Origin of the sequence: Rothia mucilaginosa (assembly GCF_964211445.1) — a bacterium.
GTDB lineage: Bacteria > Actinomycetota > Actinomycetes > Actinomycetales > Micrococcaceae > Rothia > Rothia mucilaginosa_E.
Map to the genome: position 1 here is coordinate 1 of NZ_CAXOQT010000022.1, position 20,337 is coordinate 20,337.

10 protein-coding genes are annotated in these 20,337 nt (G+C 60.9%); 7 read left to right on the forward strand and 3 right to left on the reverse strand.

What is annotated here, in order from left to right:
* From AB8E48_RS06435 to AB8E48_RS06445, 3 genes are all read right to left on the reverse strand, one after another.
* The coding region (locus AB8E48_RS06435; RefSeq protein ID WP_368886156.1) for a S8 family serine peptidase at nt 1-3,803 on the reverse strand (3,803 nt) is incomplete at its 3' end.
* A gap of 313 nt (nt 3,804-4,116) precedes the next feature.
* Nucleotides 4,117-8,103: a S8 family serine peptidase gene (locus AB8E48_RS06440; RefSeq protein ID WP_368886157.1), complete on the reverse strand. Its 3,987-nt coding sequence runs from the start codon at nt 8,101-8,103 to the stop codon at nt 4,117-4,119.
* Nucleotides 8,104-8,346: 243 nt separating this feature from the next.
* A complete protein-coding gene (locus tag AB8E48_RS06445) occupies nt 8,347-12,294 on the reverse strand; it encodes a S8 family serine peptidase (protein ID WP_439958501.1) in 3,948 nt (1,315 codons plus the stop codon).
* 364 nt (nt 12,295-12,658) lie between these two features.
* Here AB8E48_RS06445 and AB8E48_RS06450 point away from each other — a divergent pair, with 364 nt between their 5' ends.
* From AB8E48_RS06450 to AB8E48_RS06480, 7 genes are all read left to right on the forward strand, one after another.
* Nucleotides 12,659-13,285: a hypothetical protein gene (locus tag AB8E48_RS06450; protein ID WP_368886159.1), complete on the forward strand. Its 627-nt coding sequence runs from the start codon at nt 12,659-12,661 to the stop codon at nt 13,283-13,285.
* Complete coding sequence (locus AB8E48_RS06455; protein WP_368886160.1) at nt 13,282-14,106, forward strand: type VI secretion protein; 825 nt, start codon at nt 13,282-13,284, stop codon at nt 14,104-14,106. Before AB8E48_RS06450 ends, AB8E48_RS06455 begins: the two co-directional genes overlap by 4 nt.
* Nucleotides 14,107-14,240: 134 nt before the next feature.
* Complete coding sequence (locus AB8E48_RS06460; protein WP_368886161.1) at nt 14,241-15,176, forward strand: hypothetical protein; 936 nt, start codon at nt 14,241-14,243, stop codon at nt 15,174-15,176.
* 180 nt (nt 15,177-15,356) lie between these two features.
* On the forward strand, nt 15,357-16,508 hold the full coding sequence (locus tag AB8E48_RS06465; protein ID WP_368886162.1) for a hypothetical protein: 1,152 nt from the start codon (nt 15,357-15,359) through the stop codon (nt 16,506-16,508).
* Nucleotides 16,509-16,688: 180 nt separating this feature from the next.
* A complete protein-coding gene (locus AB8E48_RS06470) occupies nt 16,689-17,888 on the forward strand; it encodes a pyruvate ferredoxin oxidoreductase (protein WP_368886163.1) in 1,200 nt (399 codons plus the stop codon).
* Between the two features lie 284 nt (nt 17,889-18,172).
* Nucleotides 18,173-18,643 (forward strand): DUF4870 domain-containing protein, encoded by a 471-nt coding sequence (locus AB8E48_RS06475; RefSeq protein ID WP_368886164.1) that lies wholly within the window; start codon nt 18,173-18,175, stop codon nt 18,641-18,643.
* Nucleotides 18,644-18,878: 235 nt separating this feature from the next.
* Nucleotides 18,879-20,171 carry an adenylosuccinate synthase gene (locus tag AB8E48_RS06480; protein ID WP_049327414.1) on the forward strand — a complete coding sequence of 431 codons (1,293 nt, stop codon included), beginning with the start codon at nt 18,879-18,881 and terminating at the stop codon, nt 20,169-20,171.
* Nucleotides 20,172-20,337 lie beyond the last annotated feature (166 nt).

The following is a 20,337-nucleotide window of genomic DNA, read 5'->3' on the forward strand; positions in this document are numbered from 1 at the left end:
TCACGGTTCACCGCAGCATTCGGGCGGAACGTACCATCCGACCAGCCGGTCGTAATACCGCGGGCACGCATCCACTCAATCTCCTTGTAGAACGGGTGGTCACGCGGCACATCCTTAAAGCTCGGAGTGGACGGCGCGGTGAACTGCGGCGAACCCGCCATACGGTAGAAGAACGCCGCCATCGCGCCACGCTCCACCGAACCATTCGGGCGGAACGTGCCGTCCGGGTAGCCGGTCGTGATACGACGCTGAGCCAGCCAGTTAATGTCGTTCACGAACGGGTAATCCGCCGGAACATCCTTAAAGTGCGCGCTCGCGGCGGTAGCCTCAGAGTTCGAGGAGACACGCAGAACCTGCGCACGCTCACCCGCAGCACCGTTCACACCGGACAGGTCGCCGGTCGCATTGTGCATGTGCAGGAACAGGGCAGAAACGTTCTTCGCGTCGCCGTTACGGTGCGCCACCAGCTGTGCTGAGGGGGCATCCACGAACAGGTTCGGCACGCCCGCCGAATCGCCGCTGAACCACAGCTTCGGAGCCGCATAGTTGAACGTCACCGAATCAGTCGTATCAACCACGGTCGTAGCGGAGAACGCGCTAGAAGTGGTCACCGAGTACGAAATCTCGGTCGACTCAGCCTCGGGGTCCAGACCCAGAACGCTCAGCGGAACAGTCATCACCAGGGTGTTCGAATCCATGATGTTGGTGTCCGTGTCACCCCAGGTGCCGTTCAGCGGGTACAGGGCGTTCTCGATGGCGTGCCACTTGCCGTCCTTACCGCGCTGCGTAACCTTCACCAGCGGGTAGTCCAGGCCCTTCTCACGCACCGTCTGCAGGCGGTAGTCGCTCGTGCCGTCTTTGTTGGTATCAACGAACACGTAGTAGGTGCCGCGCGGGGTCACTTCCTGCCAGTTACCCCAGGTCGAAATACCGAAGGACAGCTGCGCCGTGGAGGTGTCCTGACCGGCAGCCTTCAACGCCGCCACGTTCGAGGCGGCACCCACGTACTGCAGGTCCATGCGGGAATCCGAACCCACACCCAGCTTCGCGGTCGGGATGCGCGGGCTCGAAACGCCCAGCTCAAAAGCACCCAGCAGGGAGCGGTAACCGCCCTGGTTTACCGCGGTACCCTGCAGGGTCAGGGTCTGCTCGGTCGCGCCGGAACCCTCCGCATCGAAGGCGATATCGGAGCCAGCCACACGCATCGCGGAGACAGGCTTCGGTGCCACGTGCAGCGGCATGCGCAGGGTCTTCACCGCAGCCGAAGAATCAGCATCGGTCAGAATCAGGCGGCCCGAAGCGCTCGCAATGTACTGGCGGGCACCCGAAATGGTCACCGCACCGGTCGAGTAGTTCACCGAATCCTGGGTCGGGTACATGGACGGGTCGATGGTCTTCTCCAGCTTCGACGGGTCAATGCGCACCGTCACGGTGAACGTTGCCTTCTGACCGGCACCCACAGACACGGACTGCGGGTAGGAGAACTCCACACCCGGGATGCTCGTGCTTCCCTCATAGTTCAGGGTGTAGGTGTGCGCCACCGAGTCGGTGTTCTCGACGCTCACGCGGTGCTGCAGGGTCTGCACACCGGCGTTCGGGGTGTACTCGAGCACGCCGAAAGTGTCCGAAACCTGTTCGGGGCGTGCCGCGTTGAACAGCATGACGCGGTCAGCCACCGCCGCACGCGTGTTGATGCGGCCGGTACCCACACGGTCCACCGCGTAGGGGTTGCCCCAGGCGTCCTGCATGTGGTGGTCGGCGGTGTTCATGATGACGGTCTTAAGCATGCGCGGACCGTACTCCGGGTGCGCCTGCATGATCAGCGCCGCAACACCGGCAACAAACGGCGTGGACATGGACGTACCAGTCTTCACGCTCGAGCCGGTGCCGCTACCAACCTCGATGGAGGAAATGTTCGTGCCCGGTGCCGCAACGTCCGGCTTGGTGATGCCGTGCGAACCGTGCAGGCCACGCGCGGTGGAGGTGTTCGCCTGATCCAGCTTGCCGTTGGGCACGCGGATCGAGTCACGCAGGTTCTCGCCGAGCTGCAGGGTCAGCTCACCCGAATCAATCTGCGCGGAAAGGCGCTCCACCTGGCTCTTTGCCAGGCGCACACCCGGAATGGAGGAGTTACCGCCGATAGCGGTGTCACCGACCTCAGTGTTCGAGGTGAGCACCACGCCGGTCGCGCCCGCCGCCTGCAGGTTGTCGAAGCGTACCTTCGAACCACAGGGTGCGGTGCCGTCAGCGTCCGCCCAGTCAATGAGGGCCCACTTGCCCTTCAGCGCTGCGGCTTCCTCTTCGGTGAACGCCTCGCAGGCGTAACGGTTGCGGGAGGCGGCACGCACCACGGTGCCGCGTAGCTGCTCCTCGGTCGCCTTCGAGTAGTCGAAGCTCACCGAGTAGTCACCGTAGGTGTCTGCCTCGTTCGCGGGGGCGAGAATCTTCACGCGGTCCACCAGCTGGGTCGAGCCGATGGAGTTCGCCACGGTCAGGCCGTAGGCGCTGGTGCCGGGGCCGCCCGAGTTGGAGTAGGTGTCGCCCACGGCGTTGTAGTTGTTGGCGTTACCCGCCGCGACCACGGAGAGGATGCCCTCGCGGTATAGGGAGCCGACCGCGTAGTTCACGGTCTCATCGAACACGCCGAACTCGTTGCCGAGCGACAGGTTCGCGATGTCGGCGCGGTCGGAGAAGTCGCCGTCGTCGTTGGGGTCGAGCACGCGGTCCAGGCCCTTGGGGACGAACGCGGTGGTGCCCTTACAACCGAAGATGCGCAGGCCAATCAGCTGGGCGTCCGGTGCGGAGCCGGGGCCGATTTTCATGTCCTTGAGCTGCTCTTCGGTGAGCTTGGAGTAGTCGCCGTGGAAGGTCGAGCCGTCCGCGTTCACGCCATAGCCTGCCGCGGTACCGGCAACGTGGCTGCCGTGGCCGCCGCAGTCCAGCGGGTTGTTATCCGGGTGGGGAGTGGAGGTTTCCTTCTTGGCGGAGTTGTAGTCGTCACCGACCAGGTCGTAGCCGCCGAGGAACTTCTTCGGATCGTAGGTGCCCTCGGGAATCGTGTCGGATGCCTTCGCCTTCTCGAAGGCTTCCTGAGTGCCGGGGCCACCCAAATCGGAGTGGGTGTAGTCGATACCGGTATCGAGCACGACAATCTTCACGCCCTTGCCGGTGTAGCCGGTGGAGGCGGGATTCTGCGGGCTCTTCGCCCACACGGAGAGCGTGCCTGTGTCGATGAGGGTGCCGCTGTTCTGCGGTGCCATGTCCTCAATGATGCTGATGCGTTCCACATCGTCGCGGTTTGCGAGCGCGCGAATCTGCTCGACGTTACCGTAGAGCGCCACGCCGCGCATCGTATTGTGGGTGGTGTACAGGACCTGCGCGCCGGATTCCTTCGCCGCGGAGGCGCCCTGCTGCTGCACGCTGGCACGGATTGCCTGCACCTGTGCCTGCGCGTTGACGGGTGCCTGTGCGCGGGAGCGGACCGCGTCCGGCTGGGTCTGGGCGTACGCGCCCTGACCCTTGAATCGGACGAAGACGGCGCGTTCGCCGGTGGCGCCGTCCAGGCTGGGGGAGAGGACTTCGTTGCTGTTCTCGCCGGTGCCGGTGTTCTGGTGGGGTGCGTCCCGGTCTGCGCCGCGTACTACGCCCGGTGCCGCGTAGGCGGCGGTACCGAACGGCAGGGCGGTCAGCCCGAGGGTGAGCCCCAGGGTGAGTGCGCCGCAACTGCGTGCCAGCTGCTTGAGGCGACCCGGCTGTGTGTGCCGGGCGGCTCGCGCGGGGGTAGCTTCAGGGAAGGTTGCCACTGAATGCTCCTTATTTTGTGATGGTGCGTTTCTTAGCGGTTTCTGCACCTGTAGCGTTGCGCTGAGAGTGCTACAGCGCGTCTGCGCGGCGTGAACGTCAAGGTTCATGCCGATGATGAAGAAACCTTCATTTATTGTCTCAACGATTCTTTATATAACCTAGTCAGACTCGTATTACGGAACATGACGCGGAATACAAACGCACCCAACCGTAGAAAAAGGGAGCCGCACCGCCGCAGATAAACTGCAACGGTACGGCTCCCTCGGTAAAACCTGCTGAGGTAGCACCTACAGCGGTAGAACCTTATGAGCCCTAGATTTCAGGGCTTTCCTTCAGCACACCCGTGCTGTAGCGGTACACGAACGCCGCCATAGCGTCGCGGTGCACCGGCTCCACGGGGCGGAACGAACCATCGGGCCAACCGGTGGTCACGCCCTGCTCAGCCAGCCACGAGATTTCGCGGTAGAACAGGTTATCCGTCGAAACATCCGTGAAACGAGCCTGCGCGGGGGCAGTGTACTCGGGCGAACCTGCGTAACGGTAGAAGAACGCAGCCATCGCGTCACGGTTCACCGAACCCTCGGGACGGTAGGTGCCATCGGGCCAGCCGGTGGTGATGCCCTGAGCCTTCATCCACTCAATCTCCTTGTAGTAGGGGTGGTTGAGCGGAACGTCCGAGAAGCTCGGGGTGGACGGTGCGGTGTACTGCGGCGAGCCGCTCATGCGGTAGAAGTACGCAGCCATGGTTGCGCGGTCCATGTTGTTCAGCGGACGGAAGGTGCCGTCCTGGTAGCCGCGGTCAATCTGACGGGCAGCAATCCACGTGATTTCACGGTAGAACTGGTTATCCGCAGGAACGTCGGTGAAGCGTGCATCGTGGATGGTACGAGCCACCTTCACGACCTGTGCACGGTCGCCAGCGGCAACACCGTTAGCGGTCTTACGGCCGCTCAGGTCACCGGTCGCGTTGTGCATGTGCAGGAACAGTGCCTGACGCTCCTTGTTGTTGTTCTTGCGGTGAACGGTCAGCTGACCGCCGTCACGGTCCACGAACAGGCCGGGCACGCCCGACTCCTCACCGGTGAACCAAACACCGGGGTTGAAGGGGGAGTACTCGATAGCCGAGGTGGTGTCCACGTAGGAGTTACCCTCGTTGTGCCAGGTGTCAGTCTGCACCGTGTACTTGATGCTCTGAGCCTTCTCAGCGGTCAGACCCAGGTCCTTCAGCGGCACACCCAGAATCATGGTGTTGGTGTCCATGATGTTGGTGTCGGTGTCGCCCCAGGCGTTGTTCAGCGGGTAGCGAGCCACCACGGTGGATGCGTTACCGGAGATGGACCAGACCTTCACCAGCGGGTAGTCCAGACCCTTCTCGCGGGTCACCTCCAGAACGTAATCTGCGGCGGAGTCGTTGTTCGTATCAATCTGAACCTGTACCTGACGGCCCCAGTGCATGCTGTCCCAGGTGCCCCAGGTCGAAATGCCAAAGAACAGAGAACCATCGTTCGGGTTCTTGCCGGCAGCCTTCAACGCCGGAGCGTCCGAGGCGGCACCCACATACTGCAGGTCAACAGACTGGTTCGACGGCAGCTTCAACTGACCGGACGGAATACGGTCACTGACCGCACCCAGCTCAAACGCACCCAGCAGCGAACGGTAACCACCCTGGTTCAGGGTCGTACCGCGCAGAGTCACCGTGGACTCCTTATCGGAAATGCCCTTGTAATCAATACGGGACGCATCAACACGCATCTTCGAGACGGGCTTCGGCGCCACGTGAATCGACTGGCGGATCGCCTCGCGACCATTCTCAGAGAAAATCAGGCGACCAGAAGCGCTCGCAATGTACTGGCGCTTACCGGCAGCCAGAGTCTTACCGTTCGTCCAGTCCTGAGCGACCTGGTCGGCGCTCATTGCCGGGTCCATGGTCTTCTCCAGCTTGGACGGGTCAATACGCACGGTCACGGTCACGTTCTTACGCTCACCGGCACCCACGCTCACCTGCTGCGGGTAGGAGTACTCCACACCCGGGATGGTCGTGCTTGCCTCGTAGCTCAGAGTGTAGGTGTGAGCCTGCGAATCGGTGTTGTCCAGCACGATTTCACGCTGAACAGTCTGAATACCCGAATCGGGGGTATACTCCAGCACACCAAACGCGGTCGAAACACGCTCGGGGGTCTTCGCATCGTATGCGATAACCTTCGCGTCCACGGCGGCGCGAGCATTCACCATGCCCGTACCCACACGATCCACCGCGTACTGCGTACCCTGCTCATTCTTGATGGGGGTGGACGCGCCGTTCATCAGCGCAGCCTTAATCATCTGCGGGTTGTAATCCTGATGCGCCTGCATCACCAGGGCGGCAATACCGGTCACATGCGGGGTAGCCATGGAGGTGCCGGTGAAGGAAACACCCTTAGTGCCCATACCCACGGCGGCAGACACAATCTCGGTACCCGGTGCCGCAAGGTCAGGCTTAATGAAGCCGTCAGAACCGTGCTGACCGCGAGCACTCGAAGTGTTCAGGTCAAAAGCGCGTGAGTGGGAGCTACGACCCGAAGCCTTGTAGTCCAGGTTCATCTCAACGGTCACCGGACCGGCAGCCAGAGCCTTCTCCAGGTCCTTCGTCGAAGAAGCAGTCAGGCGCAGACCCGGAATGGTTGCGTTACCGCCAATACCGATGGAGTAGCGCTCAGCCTTACCAGCCATCACCACGCCAACACCGCCGGCAGCAGCCACATTATCGAAACGGGTCTTCGAACCGCACGGGAACGTCAAATCGTCCTGATCCCAGTCGAAGTAAACCCACTTGCCCTTCAGTGCCTTCGCCTCTTCAGCGGTGAACGCTTCGCAGGCGTAACGGTTACGCTTCGGTGCGGCAACAACCTCGCCGCGCAGCTGATCAGCGGACGCCTTCGAATAATCGAAGTTCACCGAATAATCACCCTGCAACCACTCCAGACCGGTCTTCGTGGTCACGCGGGCACGGTCAATCGGCTGAGTGGAGCCGTAGGCGTTCGCCACCGACAGCGCCGCAGCCGCATTCGCGGGGCTACCCGAATCGGAGTAGGTGTCACCCACACCGTTGTAGTTATTGGCGTTACCGGCAGCAGCCACAGTGAACACGCCCTGGCGCGCCATCGTATTAATCATGTACGACTCGGGGTCGTCAGCCGGAGCGAACTCGCCACCCAGCGACAGGTTCACAATGTCGGCGCGGTCAGAGAAATCACCGTCACCATTCGGGTCCATCACGGTATCGAGCGCCTTCATCACAACACTCGAATTGCCGTAGCAACCGAACACACGAATCGCCAGAAGCTGAGCCTCAGGAGCAGTACCGGGGCCAATAGACATGCCCTTCAGCTGCTCCTCCGTCAGGTTCTTGTAATCGCCACGGTACGTCGTACCGTTCGCCGTCACACCATAACCGGCGGCAGTACCCGCCACGTGCGTGCCGTGACCGCCAGAACCGAAACCATCCGGGCGGCAATCCAGCGGGTTATTATCCGGCTGCGGAGTCGACTTCTCAGCCACCGACGCATTGTAGTCATCACCGACCAGGTCAATGCCGCCAATGAACTTATTACGATCAATCAGGCCCGAATCGGCAGACGGAAGCTCCGTCATCGCCTTAGCCTTCAGGTATGAATCCACCGTACCGGGGCCACCAAAATCAGCGTGCGTATAGTCAACACCGGAGTCAACAATCGCAATCTTCACGCCCTTACCCGTGTAGCCTGTATTCTCACGGGTCCACGTGGCAAGAGTCTTCGTATCAATCTCGCTACCGGAGTTCATGCGCTCCTTCGCGATAATCGGCGAAATACGCTCCACATCGGGGCGCTCCGCCAACGCACGAATCTGCGCAGCATCACCAGTAATCGCCGCACCACGCATCGCATTATGCGTCGTGTACATCAGCTTAGAACCAGAAGCAGCCGCCACAGACTGAGCCTGCGACTGCACCTGGGAAGCAATAGCCTGCACCTGCGCCTGACGGTTCGCCGGCGCCTCCTTACGTGCCAGAACAGCCGCGGACTGGGTCTGCTCATACGCACCCTTACCCTTGAACTGCACATACACGGTGATCTGGCCTTCAGCCTTCTGCAGACCCGGGCTGATACGCGAGGCAGCGTCACCGGATGCGCTCGCAGTATTTCCTTCAACCTGCTGGGGGCTCTGAGCGTGAGCGGCAGAGAAAGTGGCGGGAACGCCGAGAGTAAGGGCAAGAGCCGCACTCAAACCGGTCGCACCGACAGCCTTCATTCTGCGGCGTGGCGCATGAGGCGTTGTCATGGAATCCTCCTTCGGATTATCTGTTTTCGATAGTGCTGTGTGCTCTGTGGTTGTGTATCGGTGATGTGCGGAGGCGGCCCCACCGGCAGACGACGAGTGAGTACGTCCGTCGGTGAAACCGCCACCAAAACTTGAGAGGCCCTAAGGCTTCAAAGCCCCGAATCCTACCGGTTCTGGGTGCCCTCCCACCTCGTGCAGGGGGCAGGAGGGGACCCGAACCGTTCGCTACCAGTTAGCTACCGTCTAGCGGCCGGTCTGGTTAGCAACCTTCTCGGTGTAGCGGTAGATGAACGCCGCCATCGCATCGCGGGCGATGGGGGTCACCGGGCGGTAGGTGCCGTCCGGCCAGCCGGTGCTGATGCCCTTCAAAGCCAGCCACGTGATTTCACGGTAGAACTGGTTATCGGTCGACACATCGCTGAAGTGGCTGGTCGCGGGCAGATCCACGTGCGGGGAACCAGCTGCACGGTAGAAGAACGCAGCCATGGCGTCACGGTTCACCGGTGCGGAGGGGCGGTAGGTGCCGTCCGGGTAGCCGGTGGTGATGCCCTGGGCCTTCATCCACTCAATCTCCTTGTAGAAGGGGTGCGTGGTCGGCACGTCCTTGAAGCTCGGAGTAGAGGGTGCAGTGAACTGCGGGGAACCCTGCATGCGGTAGAAGAACGCCGCCATCGCGCCGCGCTCCACGGACTCCAGCGGGCGGTAGGTGCCGTCCGGGTAGCCGGTGGTGATGCGACGCTGAGCCAACCAAGAAATCTCGGTGTAGAACTGGTCGCCGGACTTCACATCGGTAAAGCGGGACGGAGTGATGTACTCGGTCTGCTTCTCCTTGATGTTCAGCACCTCGGCGCGGTCGCCCTTGGCACCGTTGGTGCCGGAGAGGTCGCCGGTGCCGTTGTGCAGGTGCAGCAGCAGCGCCTTGGCGGGTGCGCCGGATTCGCCGAGCGCGGGGATTGCGTCAGCGGAGCGGTGCGCCGTCAGGGTGGTGCTGGATGCGTCCGGGAAGAGGCCAGCCACGGCGGAGGACTCGCCGCTGAACCACAGCTTGGGGCTGAAGGGGCGGTACTTGATCCAGCCGGTCTCGCTGACGTTGCCCCACTCGTACTGGGTGGTTGCGCTGACTCGGTACTGAATGTCCGGGTTGTTTGCGCTGGTCAGACCCAGATCCTTGAGGGGTGCGCTCATGATGAGGGTGTTGGTGTCCATCATGTTGGTATCCACATCACCCCAGGCACCGTTGAGCGGGTAGTAGCCGAGCTCGACGAGGTTGCCGTTCTTGTAGCCGTAGAGGCGAACCAGCGGGTAGTCCAGGCCCTTAGCACGGTCGGTGACCAGCTTGTAGTCGGCGCGGTTGTTGCCGTCAGTGTCGATTTCTACGGTGAAGGTGTTCTCGTAGGAGACAACATCCCAGTTCGCCCAGGTGGAGATACCGAAACGCAGGGTGCCGTCATCGGCGTTGCCGCCGGCTGCCTTCAGTGCGGGTGCATCCGAGGAAGCACCGACGTACTGCAGGTTCGCCTTAATGTTGCTGTTCAGCGACAGGGAGGTGGGGGCAACACGGTCCACGCTCGCACCGTACTCGAACGCGCCGAGCAGGGAGCGGTAGCCGCCCTGGTTGACCTCGGTGCCGCGCAGCGAGATTTGGGACTTGGTCCAGCCGGTGTCTGCCTTCTGCGCCTCGTCGCTGGAGGGCTTCTGCGTGAAGGTTACGGTGTCTTCGGCAGCGTGCATGGTGCTCACGGGCTTGGGCGCCACGTGGATGGGCACGCGCAGGTTCTGGCCATTGTCTTCGGTGAGGACGAGGCGACCGGAGGCGCTCGCAATGTACTGACGGTACTGTACGGGCACGGTTTCGTTGCCGGTGTAGTAGTCAGTTGCGTTCTGGGTTGCGTCCATTGCTGCGTCGCGGGTCTTCTCCAGCTTGGACGGGTCGATGCGCACGCTCAGTTCGAACTTCTTAGTCTCACCGGGTGCGAGGGTGACCGAGGAGGGGAAGGAATATTCCACACCGGGAATATTGGTGCTTTCAGCGTAGGACAGGGTGTAGGTGTGCGCCACGGAGTCAGTGTTTTCGACGGTCACCTCGCGGGTGAGGGTCTGAACGCCCGCATCCGGTGCGTACTCGAGCACGCCGAAGCTCAGGGACACGGTGCCGCTCTTGTCAGCGTTGTAGACGAGGGACTTCGACTGCACAGCTGCGAGGGTGTCGACTCGTCCAGCGCCCACGCGGTCCACTGCGTATGCGGCACCGGATTCGGTGCGCACATCGTGGGTTGCGGTGTTCATGAGGGCGGACTTGACCTGTGCGGGGGTGTAGCTCGGGTGGCTCTGCATGACCAGTGCCGCGGAGCCGGTCACGTAGGGTGCCGCCATGGAGGTGCCGCTGAAGGTCACGGAGTTGCTACCGGTTGCTACCGCCGCGGAGGTGATGTACGAGCCGGGTGCCGCAATGTCGGGCTTGGTGTAGCCGTAGCTGCCGTGGAAGCCGCGGGCACTCATGGGGTTCAGCTGATCCTTCTTGTCGGTGTCCACGCGCAGGGAGGACTTCAGCTCGTTGCCGAGGCGCACGGTCAGGGGCTTACCTGCCGCTTCTGCTGCGGTGATCTGTGCACGCAGGTCCTTAGCGGCGGATGCTGCCAGGCGGAAACCGGGCAGGGTATCGTTACCGGCAATACCCAGACCGGGTTCTTCGTCGTTGCCTGCAAGCAGTACGCCCTTGGCGCCTGCCGCCTCCAGATTGTCGAAGCGCACCTTGGAGCCGCAGGCGAGTTCACCGTCATCTTTAGCCCAGTCGATGAGCACCCACTTGCCCTTTACAGCTGCCGCTTCGGTGGCGCTGAGGGCGTTGCAGGCGTAGCGGTTGTTCTCGGAGATTGCGGTGAGTTCACCAGTGAATTCCTTGCTACCCGCCTGCGCCCAGGGGTAGGAGACGCTGTAGTCGCCGCGCACCTTGCGGGTGGTGCCGGTGGCGGGGTCGGTCAGCTCTGCCGCATCCACGGCGCGGGTGGAGCCGTAGGCGTTCGCCACGGTAATTGCGCTGGCTGCGGTGGCGGGGTGACCGGAGTTGGAGTAGGTGTCGCCGCGCAGGCTGTAGTCGTTGGCGTTACCCGCGGAAATCACGGAGAGTACGCCGGCGCGGGTGAGCGCGTCAACGGCGTAGGCTTCCGGGTCGTCCTGCGGGGAGAACTCGCCACCGAGGGACATGTTGACCACGTTCACGCGGTCGGAGAAGTCGCCGTCACCGTTGGGGTCGAGGGCACGGTCGAGTGCCTCAATCACGACGTTGGTGCTACCGGAGCAACCGAAGACGCGGAAGGCGTAGATTTCAGCGTCGGGGGCGACGCCGGGGCCGATCTTCATGGTCTTGAGCTGCTCTGCGGTGAGCTTGCTGTAGTCGCCGGTGAAGGTGGTGCCGTCGGCGTTCACGCCGTAGCCTGCCGCGGTACCCGCCACGTGGGTGCCGTGGCCGCCGGTGGTGCAGTCGAGCGGGTTGCCGTCGGGAACGGCGGTGTTGCTGCCGTCGTAGTTGTCACCGACGAGGTCGTAACCACCGGCAACCTTGGTGCGGTTGATGAGTCCGGAATCTGCGGAGGGCAGCTCGGTGAGCTTGGATGCCTTCTCGTAGTCTTCGAGCTTGCCGCTACCGCCGAAGTCGGTGTGGGTGTAGTCGATACCGGAGTCGATGACGGCGATCTTCACGCCCTTGCCGGTGTACCCGCCCGCGCCGGCGGGGTTGGTGGTGCCGGTCCAGGTGGCGAGGGAGCCTGCGTCAATGGCGGCGCCCGCGTTCTGGCGGTACTTGGGCAGGATGGGCGAGATTTTCTCCACATCGGGGCGGTTGGCGAGTGCTTTGATGGACTCGGCATCACCGCGTACTGCCACGCCGCGTACTGCGTTGTGGGTGGTGTAGAGGACCTGCGCGCCGGACTGGCTGCTGACCTGCTGTGCCTGGCTCTGCACCTGGGAGGCGATTGCCTGCACCTGCGAGCTGGTGTTGACGGGTGCCTGCACGCCGGCGCGTACGCCTGCGGGCTGGGTCTGTTCAAAGGCGCCCTTACCCTTGAATCGGACGAAGGCGGTGACGGTGCCGCTGGCGTTCTTCATGCTTTCGCTGAGTACCTGCTTGACGGCATCGGGATCTTCTGCGGCGTGGGCGGTGGTGCCCAGTGCCGCGAGGGGGCTCAGCGCCATGCTGAGAGTGAGTAGTCCGCTGCCGAGTCGGCGTCGATGCGACCGGCCGCGGGGGTTTGGGGAGGCGGTGTGTGTCACGGTGCTCCTTTGCTTGGCTCCCGGGGTGTTTCTGGGAGGCTTGTGGTGTTGTTCTGGTGGGTTCTAGTTGAACTTGAACACACTAGATGTGAACTAGGATACACCTCAAAATGGCTTGTGAAGCGTTTATTACCCCTAAATGCATCAAATTGTGGACATGTTCGACCCTTTTCTTTTTCATGCTTTTTATTTGCACTCGGGTTCAGGTTCTTTTCAGGTTCGGTTGTTACTGTAAAACCATCTATTGAACATCTATCAAAAATGCTGGGATATGGAGGGCTGAACCATGGTCAAACGACGCGTTTCTGGTGACGATTCTGTTCTGCTGATGTCGTCCCAGGTTATGTACGGCCGTCCCGGCTCACTGTTGGAACGCATCCATAGGGGAGAGGTGCAGGGCATCCTCACCGACTACAGCTCATCCGCTTGGCAGATTGGTGAGGTGGTCGGCTACGCCCCCATGGAGAAGCCACCCGAAGCCTTGGATATGAAGAGCCTCTTCACCGACTGGAGCGGCTTCACCTGGTACGTGCTGGGTCCACTGCTGCGGATAGTGTTCTGGGTAGCTCTCCTTATCGCGCCGGTGAGCCCAATGTTCCTCTCCCAAGGCCCTTGGGGAATAAGCGAGGAAATAGGGACGGTGATCTTGGTGATTATCTTTTTCCCCCCACTGCTATTCATTGTGGGCTTTGCCAGCATCGTTGCAGGAATCTGGTGGCTGTTCCTCTGCGTAGGAAAGTTTCTAAATGCTGTTGGGGATGCTGTCGAATCGACGCGCCTGCTCATTAGGCGGCACAAGGTTCAGCAGGATTTTCAGTTCCGCCTGGTGTACGAATGCACCCCGCTTGACGGTGGTTCAGCTGAGGCATTGCTGCACCGCATCCTTGAATCGCACCATGAGGAGGAGTCATGACCGCCGATAAGAATCAGCCTGATTTCACTGGTCAGCGTGTTTTGAAGGTGGCACCGCAGGTGCATTACGGCCGCCCCAACCCGCAGCTGATGCGCATCCACGCGGATGACATTCAGGGGACTCTCCCCAAGGGAGAATCGCCGGAGGAGCACGGCGGCGAGCTGGTCGGCTACAGCCCCCTGCCGGTTCCTTACCGTAAGCCTGGCACCGGTAGACGTGTGGTGGAGGCGCTGGTGTACCTGGCGTTGGCTATTGTGGCGGATCCTTTCGCCTATCTCTTGGGTGGTTCTATCCTGAGCGAAGAAACTCTGACAAATCTTTTTGTGGCGTCCTTCGGATTTGCGATGCTGAGCTTCGGTATTCTTCCGCTGGTGCTGTTCCTCTTCTCCCTGGGCGCTGTCATCAATTTTCTTGCCGTGATGGTGAATATCATCTGGAGGCGTGGAACTGAGGAGAGGTTTACGTTCCGGTTGGTGTATGACTGCACCCCGTCCGAGAACCTGGATTCTGAGGCGCATCAGGAGGGTGACGATTCACCTCATCAGCTCATTGATCAGCCGGTGCTAGACGCTGGTACCCCGCCCACTTCGTTCCAGAAGAAGGAGGCGCGGTTTCTGTTCTTTGCCGTTTCCGTGCTGAATCCCTATATTGCGGCGGGAATTCTCTCCATTACGGGCCTGTTTGGGGCGGGGCAACTCGTCGCAGCTCTCTTTGTGACGGTGAATCAGGTGAGCGCAGGGCTCATGGGAATTCCCGGCATCATCTGGTTTGTGGCGTGGATTATGAGCATTGCGCGGCTTGCCGAAGCGAATGAGGCTTAAGCAGACTAGCCACTGGCCCAAAGAACAGCTGCGGCTCAAAGAATAGCTGCGGGATTGAGCCCCCACGCACCGAACACACAATGTAGACAACACAACAGACACGTAACAGCAGACAAGCATTGGAGGAGGTTACCGTGGCGGAGCATAGCGAAGCACCAAAGAACCCGCAGAACCCAACCGAGAAGAGCGGTAGTGAGTATCAGCCGCTGTGGGATATGGAGCAGCCCGCCCCCGATTACTCGGCTTTGCTACTTCACGGAACGCCGGTTCCTGCGCCGACCGGGGAGATTCCCGAGCCGGTGAAGGAGGTCCTGGAAATACAGAAGGCTCGTTCTGCATCCGCGCCTGCTGACTCCGCGGTTCCTGCAGCGCCCAATCCTGATGCGTCCGCTCTGGCGGTTTCTGCTCCTGCGCCGTCTGTGCCGGCTGCGAATTTTTTCCCTTCGGCGGAGGGGCATCCGGTGCTGAACCGGCCGCTGTATGGCCGCCCGGGCCCCACGATGCGCCGAATGTCCCCAATGGGCACGGATACTGGTGCATCTGCAAACCAGCAGGCGCCGTCCGCGTTCCCCACCTGGTTGGGCGAGAAAGTAGAGGGTGCGCCTCGACCTATCGGGTACATCCCTGCGGCACCGGTTGCCGGTAAGGTGAGCGGGTCAGATCTGTGGTGGCAGGCATGGCCTGAGCTCATCGCCCTCTTCTTCATTTGCGTGGTGTTCAACCCGCTCACCTATATCCTCTTAGCTGGTGATGCTGGCGGGTATCTCTTATACATCTTCTTGATGCTTACCACAGTGACTTTGGGGCTTCCCCTGTTGCTGTGGGTTGGTGCGCTGACTTATACGCTGGTCCGAATCTATCGGAAGCACCAGGATTTGAAGCAGACAGCCATGCCGCTTGGGTCCTTCTGGTTCTACCTGGTGTACGACCGTCTGCCTAAGGACGCTGAGGAGATGCAGGGAATCTTGGATGCGGCGTCTTCGATGTCTTCCGTGGCGCCTGCCCCTCAGCCGCCGAGTGCCCCGAGCCCTACCTCAAGCCCTGCTCCAAACTCAGCGGATGCAGCATAGTCGACTTCCCGTGAGTCCCTGAGCTCCGGCAGCGCTGAACCCCGGGCAGCGTTAATGCATGAATGTTGGCGCTTGTCCGGGGGTTTTTGGTCTCTGGCGGGCAGGTTTTAAGGAGCCGTTCAGTATGAGCTGGTACTGTGGGTGCGCTAGGAGTATGTCTGGTGAGCGAAGGAGACAACCATGGCAGACCGCCCCACCGCGAAGCGTGAAGGTACGCATCACGAAAATATAAAACATGAAGAGGCATACCAACCCCTCTGGGACACCGACCAGTCCATCCCGGAATACATGGCGCTACTCATGGACCAGCAACCGTCGACCACAGAAGATGCTGAGCTGCACGAAGACTCCGAAGAGTACGAGTACGAAGAGCTAGAGCACCCCGACCCGGATTATGAATACGTCTACCCGGGTGCCCCTAAGCGCTACGACTCTGCGCGTAGGGACTCAGAAGATGAAGAGCCCGAGTATGAAGACGCAGAGTATGAAGATGATGAGTATGAAGAGTACGAGTCTGAACCCTCTGATGACGCTGACGATAACGATGAAGACACAGAGAGTACCCAAGGCAACCAGCCGGTAGCGCTCGCCTCCACCCAGTCCTCTCAGCCCACTGAGCCCGCCCAGCCAGCACTCTCTGCCTGCGAGGGAGCAACCGAAAATACGGGACACCTCACGACTGACGGAACACAGGCGCAGAGCCCGCCGGAGCCTATCACCGTTGACACTTCTCTACCTGTGGCAACGGAACCTATCTACGGCATCCCCGACCCGAACCTGCAGCCCATGCAGCTACTGGGCGCACTATCGAGTGATGCCGGGCCTACGCAGCTGGCTTCCGTGCGCTGGTGGAATAAAACCGGTGCTGCTGTAACTCCGTGGGATGCGCTTGGGGAAGAGACGCCGGGGGAAGAGGCAGAGACCGCGCGGATTATTGGCTACATCCCCGCAAGTACACCGGAAGCCACCGTGGATTGGGCTAAAGCTAGGCGGGGTTACATACCCTGGCTAATTTTTATGGTGGCGATGCAGGTCATCAATCCGTTCTTGCTGTTGCCACTGGTGAATATTGTGAGTATGGATGCGGCGTTGCAACTTCTCGTACTCTATCTCGCCCTTGCAATGCAGACGACGCTCCTGGCGCCTTTGATATGGCTGATACTGATGATCTACTCCTTGGTACAGTTCCCGCAGAAGCGTCAGGAGGCGGTGGCGCGGGCAACGACGTACGGTGCGTTCTGGTACCACCCGGTGTACGACCGAGCCCTGCAGGAGGCTGACCACCCGGATGCGGCGGGGGAGCCTGAGGGATTGCCAGCGTCAGCGGAGTAGCTTCTTTTGGGCGTCTCCCGGCTCCGATAGTGCTGAACCCCCGGCAGTGTTAACACGTGCGTGTTGGCGCTTGTCGGGGGCTTTTCTCAGGGTTCGTTCGGCAGGTTTCAAGGGACTGCCCAGCGCACGCTGGTACGGTGGTGCCACTAGGAGTATGTCTGGTGAGCGAAGGAGACGACCATGGCAGACCGACCCACTGAAAAGAAGGAAACTGCAAAGAAGGACGAGGCGTACCAGCCTCTCTGGGACACTGACCAGTCCGTCCCGGAATACATGGCGCTACTCATGGACCAGCAGCCGTCGACAGCAGAAGACGCCACGCTATACCAAGAATCCGGCAGCGAAGACGAAGAGCTAGAGCACCCCGACCCAAATTATGAATACGTCTACCCGGGTGCCCCTAAGCGCTACGACTCTGCGCGGGAGGACTCCGATGGTGCCGAACTAGACAGTGACGAGCTGAGCGCCGACGAACCGGAAGAAACTTCCAAAGAAGCTCACGAATCTCGCAAGGACGACGAGGCGAACCACCCGGTAGCGCTCGCCTCCACTGAGCCCGCACCCTCTCCTGGTGCGCAAACTGAGGTAATAGGGGCTCCCCACGCCTACGGCGAGTACGTTCGGCTAGAATCCCTCGGCCTGAGCCCGGGCGCTATTCTGCCGGTCATCCCCGACCCGCTCTTCGGCACCCCCGACTCAAAACTCATCGAAATGCGCCTGCTCGACCGCTCCCAGGATGAGTCCGCACCCATGCAGGCGTGCGCTGTCCACCTGAGCCCGGTCAAGGACGAAGGGAACCCCACCTCTCGGGCAGCCAAGCTGCAACCGGTGGGCTACGTCCCCATCAATAATCCGTTCGCTGGCTCCAACATTGAAGAGATCAATAGCCAGCGCACATTCTGGAAGACCGTGCTTATTGTCCTGCTGATACTGAACCCGTTTGTGCTGGTTCCTTTGGTGAGCATGTTCGATAGTAGTGCCGGCATGTCGATGCTACTCTTCTTCATCACTATCGGCGTGGGATCACTTTTTGTGGTGCCGGTCCTATGGATTGTGGGTATTGTTCAGGCGGTGAAGCGTAAGAACCAGCTGAGGGAACTCATCCAGAAAATAGAGGGTGCGCATGCCGAGTACTGGTACTACCTGGTGTACAACCGCCTGCCGGACGACTACACGGGCATCAACGGCTACACGAAGAAAGAAGAGGACTCTTTCTCGGTGTACGAGTTTCTGAAAAAGCAAGAACACGCAAAGCTACACGAGACTGTAGCACCGCGTGAGTCTGTAGCACTGCGTGAGTCTGTAGCACTGCGTGAGGCTGCCGCGCTACAGAAGTCCGCCGCCCATCCTGCGCTCGCCGATGAAGAGAAACAGGACTAACGACCAAACCACGCAGCCCCGAACTGTATAACAACCTGCCCCTCCACGCACGTATGACCGCGTGGAGGGGCAGGGGCGTCTCATTCCTTGTCATATTTGGGTTTCTTCGTCTGTTGTCCGGCGAGGGTTAATATTCCATTTACCTTGCCTTGATAGGGTGAAACCATCACGAGCGTTGCGACCAAGCAGAGCAATGTGGGCACCCGCCGGAAACGGCGAGTTAGCCTGCCGCCGCACCTCAACGATTAGCTGTATCCACTCATCGATAGATTAAGGAAAGAACGATGTCCCAGAACCCGAACCCTGAACAGTACAACCAGTACTCTCAGCAGGCACCCTCCTACTCGCAGGCGCCGGGTCAGCAGCCCAACGGTTACATGGTTTCCTCCAAGGACGACCAGAACATGGCGATGCTTGCGCACCTGGCTTCTGCAATTCTGTCTCTGCTGTCCTTCGCAACTGCAAGTATTCTCGCGCCGCTGGTCATGTGGTTCATCTACAAGGACAAGCCCGGTTACGGTTTCACTAAGGAAGCATCCCGCCGCGCGTTTAACTTCAACTTCTCCCTGTGGCTCGTCAGCATGGCTTCCTGGGTGCTGATTGTTCTGACCTTCGGCATCCTGGGCATCATCCTGTGGGTTGTCCCGATGGTTGTGGCTATCCTGATGGTTATCTTCCACAGCCTCGCTGCTATGGCCGCAAACCGCGGTGAGCAGTACACCTACCCGATGACCTTCATCGAGATCATCAAGTAGTCTTCATAAGCTCATACCGGTAGCGCCCCCGTCCGAATATCGGATGGGGGCGTTGCCGTGCCCGGTGAGGCGCACCGGCACCGTACCCGGCACGCCTACCGCCCCGTCACACGGGACTTAAAGGGGCGGGCACGGTATCATTAGAAGAGGTGTGCCTACCCGGATCATGAGGCGGTAGGTCGCCGCCGCGCCGTGAAATCCGGTGCGTCTCTTCGAGGCTTTCAAGGAGCACAAAATGTCAGCTGTCGTGATTGTGGGCGCCCAGTGGGGCGATGAGGGTAAGGGCAAGGCAACCGACCTGCTCGGCCCCCGCGTAGACTACGTGGTCAAGCCCAACGGCGGTAACAACGCCGGTCACACCGTGGTGGTGAACGGCCAGAAGTTTGAGCTGAAGCTGCTGCCCGCGGGTATTCTGAGCGATAACGCCGTCCCCGTGATTGGTAACGGCGTGGTGGTGAACCCCGAGGCTCTTTTCGCTGAGATTGACGGCCTTGAGGCACGCGGTGCTGACACTTCCCGCCTGAAGATTTCTGCTAACGCACACCTGGTCGCACCCTACCACCAGACCATGGACAAGGTGACCGAGCGTTTCCTCGGCAAGCGCGCTATCGGCACCACTGGCCGCGGTATCGGCCCCGCCTACATGGATAAGGTTGGCCGCCTCGGCGTGCGTGTTCAGGACATCCTAGACGAGTCGATCCTGCGTCAGAAGGTTGAAGGCGCACTGCGTCAGAAGAACGAACTGCTGGTGAAGGTCTACAACCGCCGCCACGTTGAGGTCGACGAAATCGTCGAGTACTTCATGTCTTACGCTGAGCGTCTGAAGCCGATGATTGTGGACACCACCCAGCTGCTGAACAAGGCACTGGACGAGGGTAAGACCCTGCTGATGGAGGGCGGCCAGGCAACCTTCTTGGACGTTGACCACGGCACCTACCCGTTCGTGACTTCCTCCAATCCGACCTCCGGCGGCGCGTGCGTCGGTTCGGGTGTGGGCCCGACCCGCATCTCCCGCGTGATCGGTATTCAGAAGGCGTACACCACCCGCGTGGGTGCTGGCCCCTTCCCGACCGAGCTGTTTGATGAGATGGGCGAGTTCCTGCGCACTACCGGCGGCGAGTTCGGTGTGAACACTGGCCGCCCGCGTCGTTGCGGCTGGTACGACGCCGTGCTGGCACGTCAGGCTGTGCGCATCAACGGTTTCACCGACCTGTTCATCACCAAGCTGGACGTTCTGACCGGCCTGGAGAAGATTCCGGTCTGCGTGGCTTACGACGTTGACGGTGTGCGCCACGACGAGATGCCGATGACTCAGACCGAGTTCCACCACGCTAAGCCGATTTTCGAGTACTACGACGGCTGGACCGAGAACATTTCGGATGCGAAGAGCCTGGACGAGCTGCCCGAGAACGCCCGCAAGTACGTGCTGAAGCTGGAAGAGATTTCTGGCTGCCGTATCTCTGCGATTGGTGTGGGCCCGGATCGTGACCAGACTATTGTGGTCCGCGACCTCATCAACGAAGACTAAGCACAAAAGCTAAAGACGCGAAAGCCCTCGGGTAGGTACCTGCACGGTACCCGCCGGGGGCTTTCCGTACGCCGGGTGTACGCGCGGCGCGAATGACCGGGCGGGGCGCATACCGTATGCTGGAAAGAGCGCCCACACACGGGGCGCCACAGCGTTCAGAGGAGGA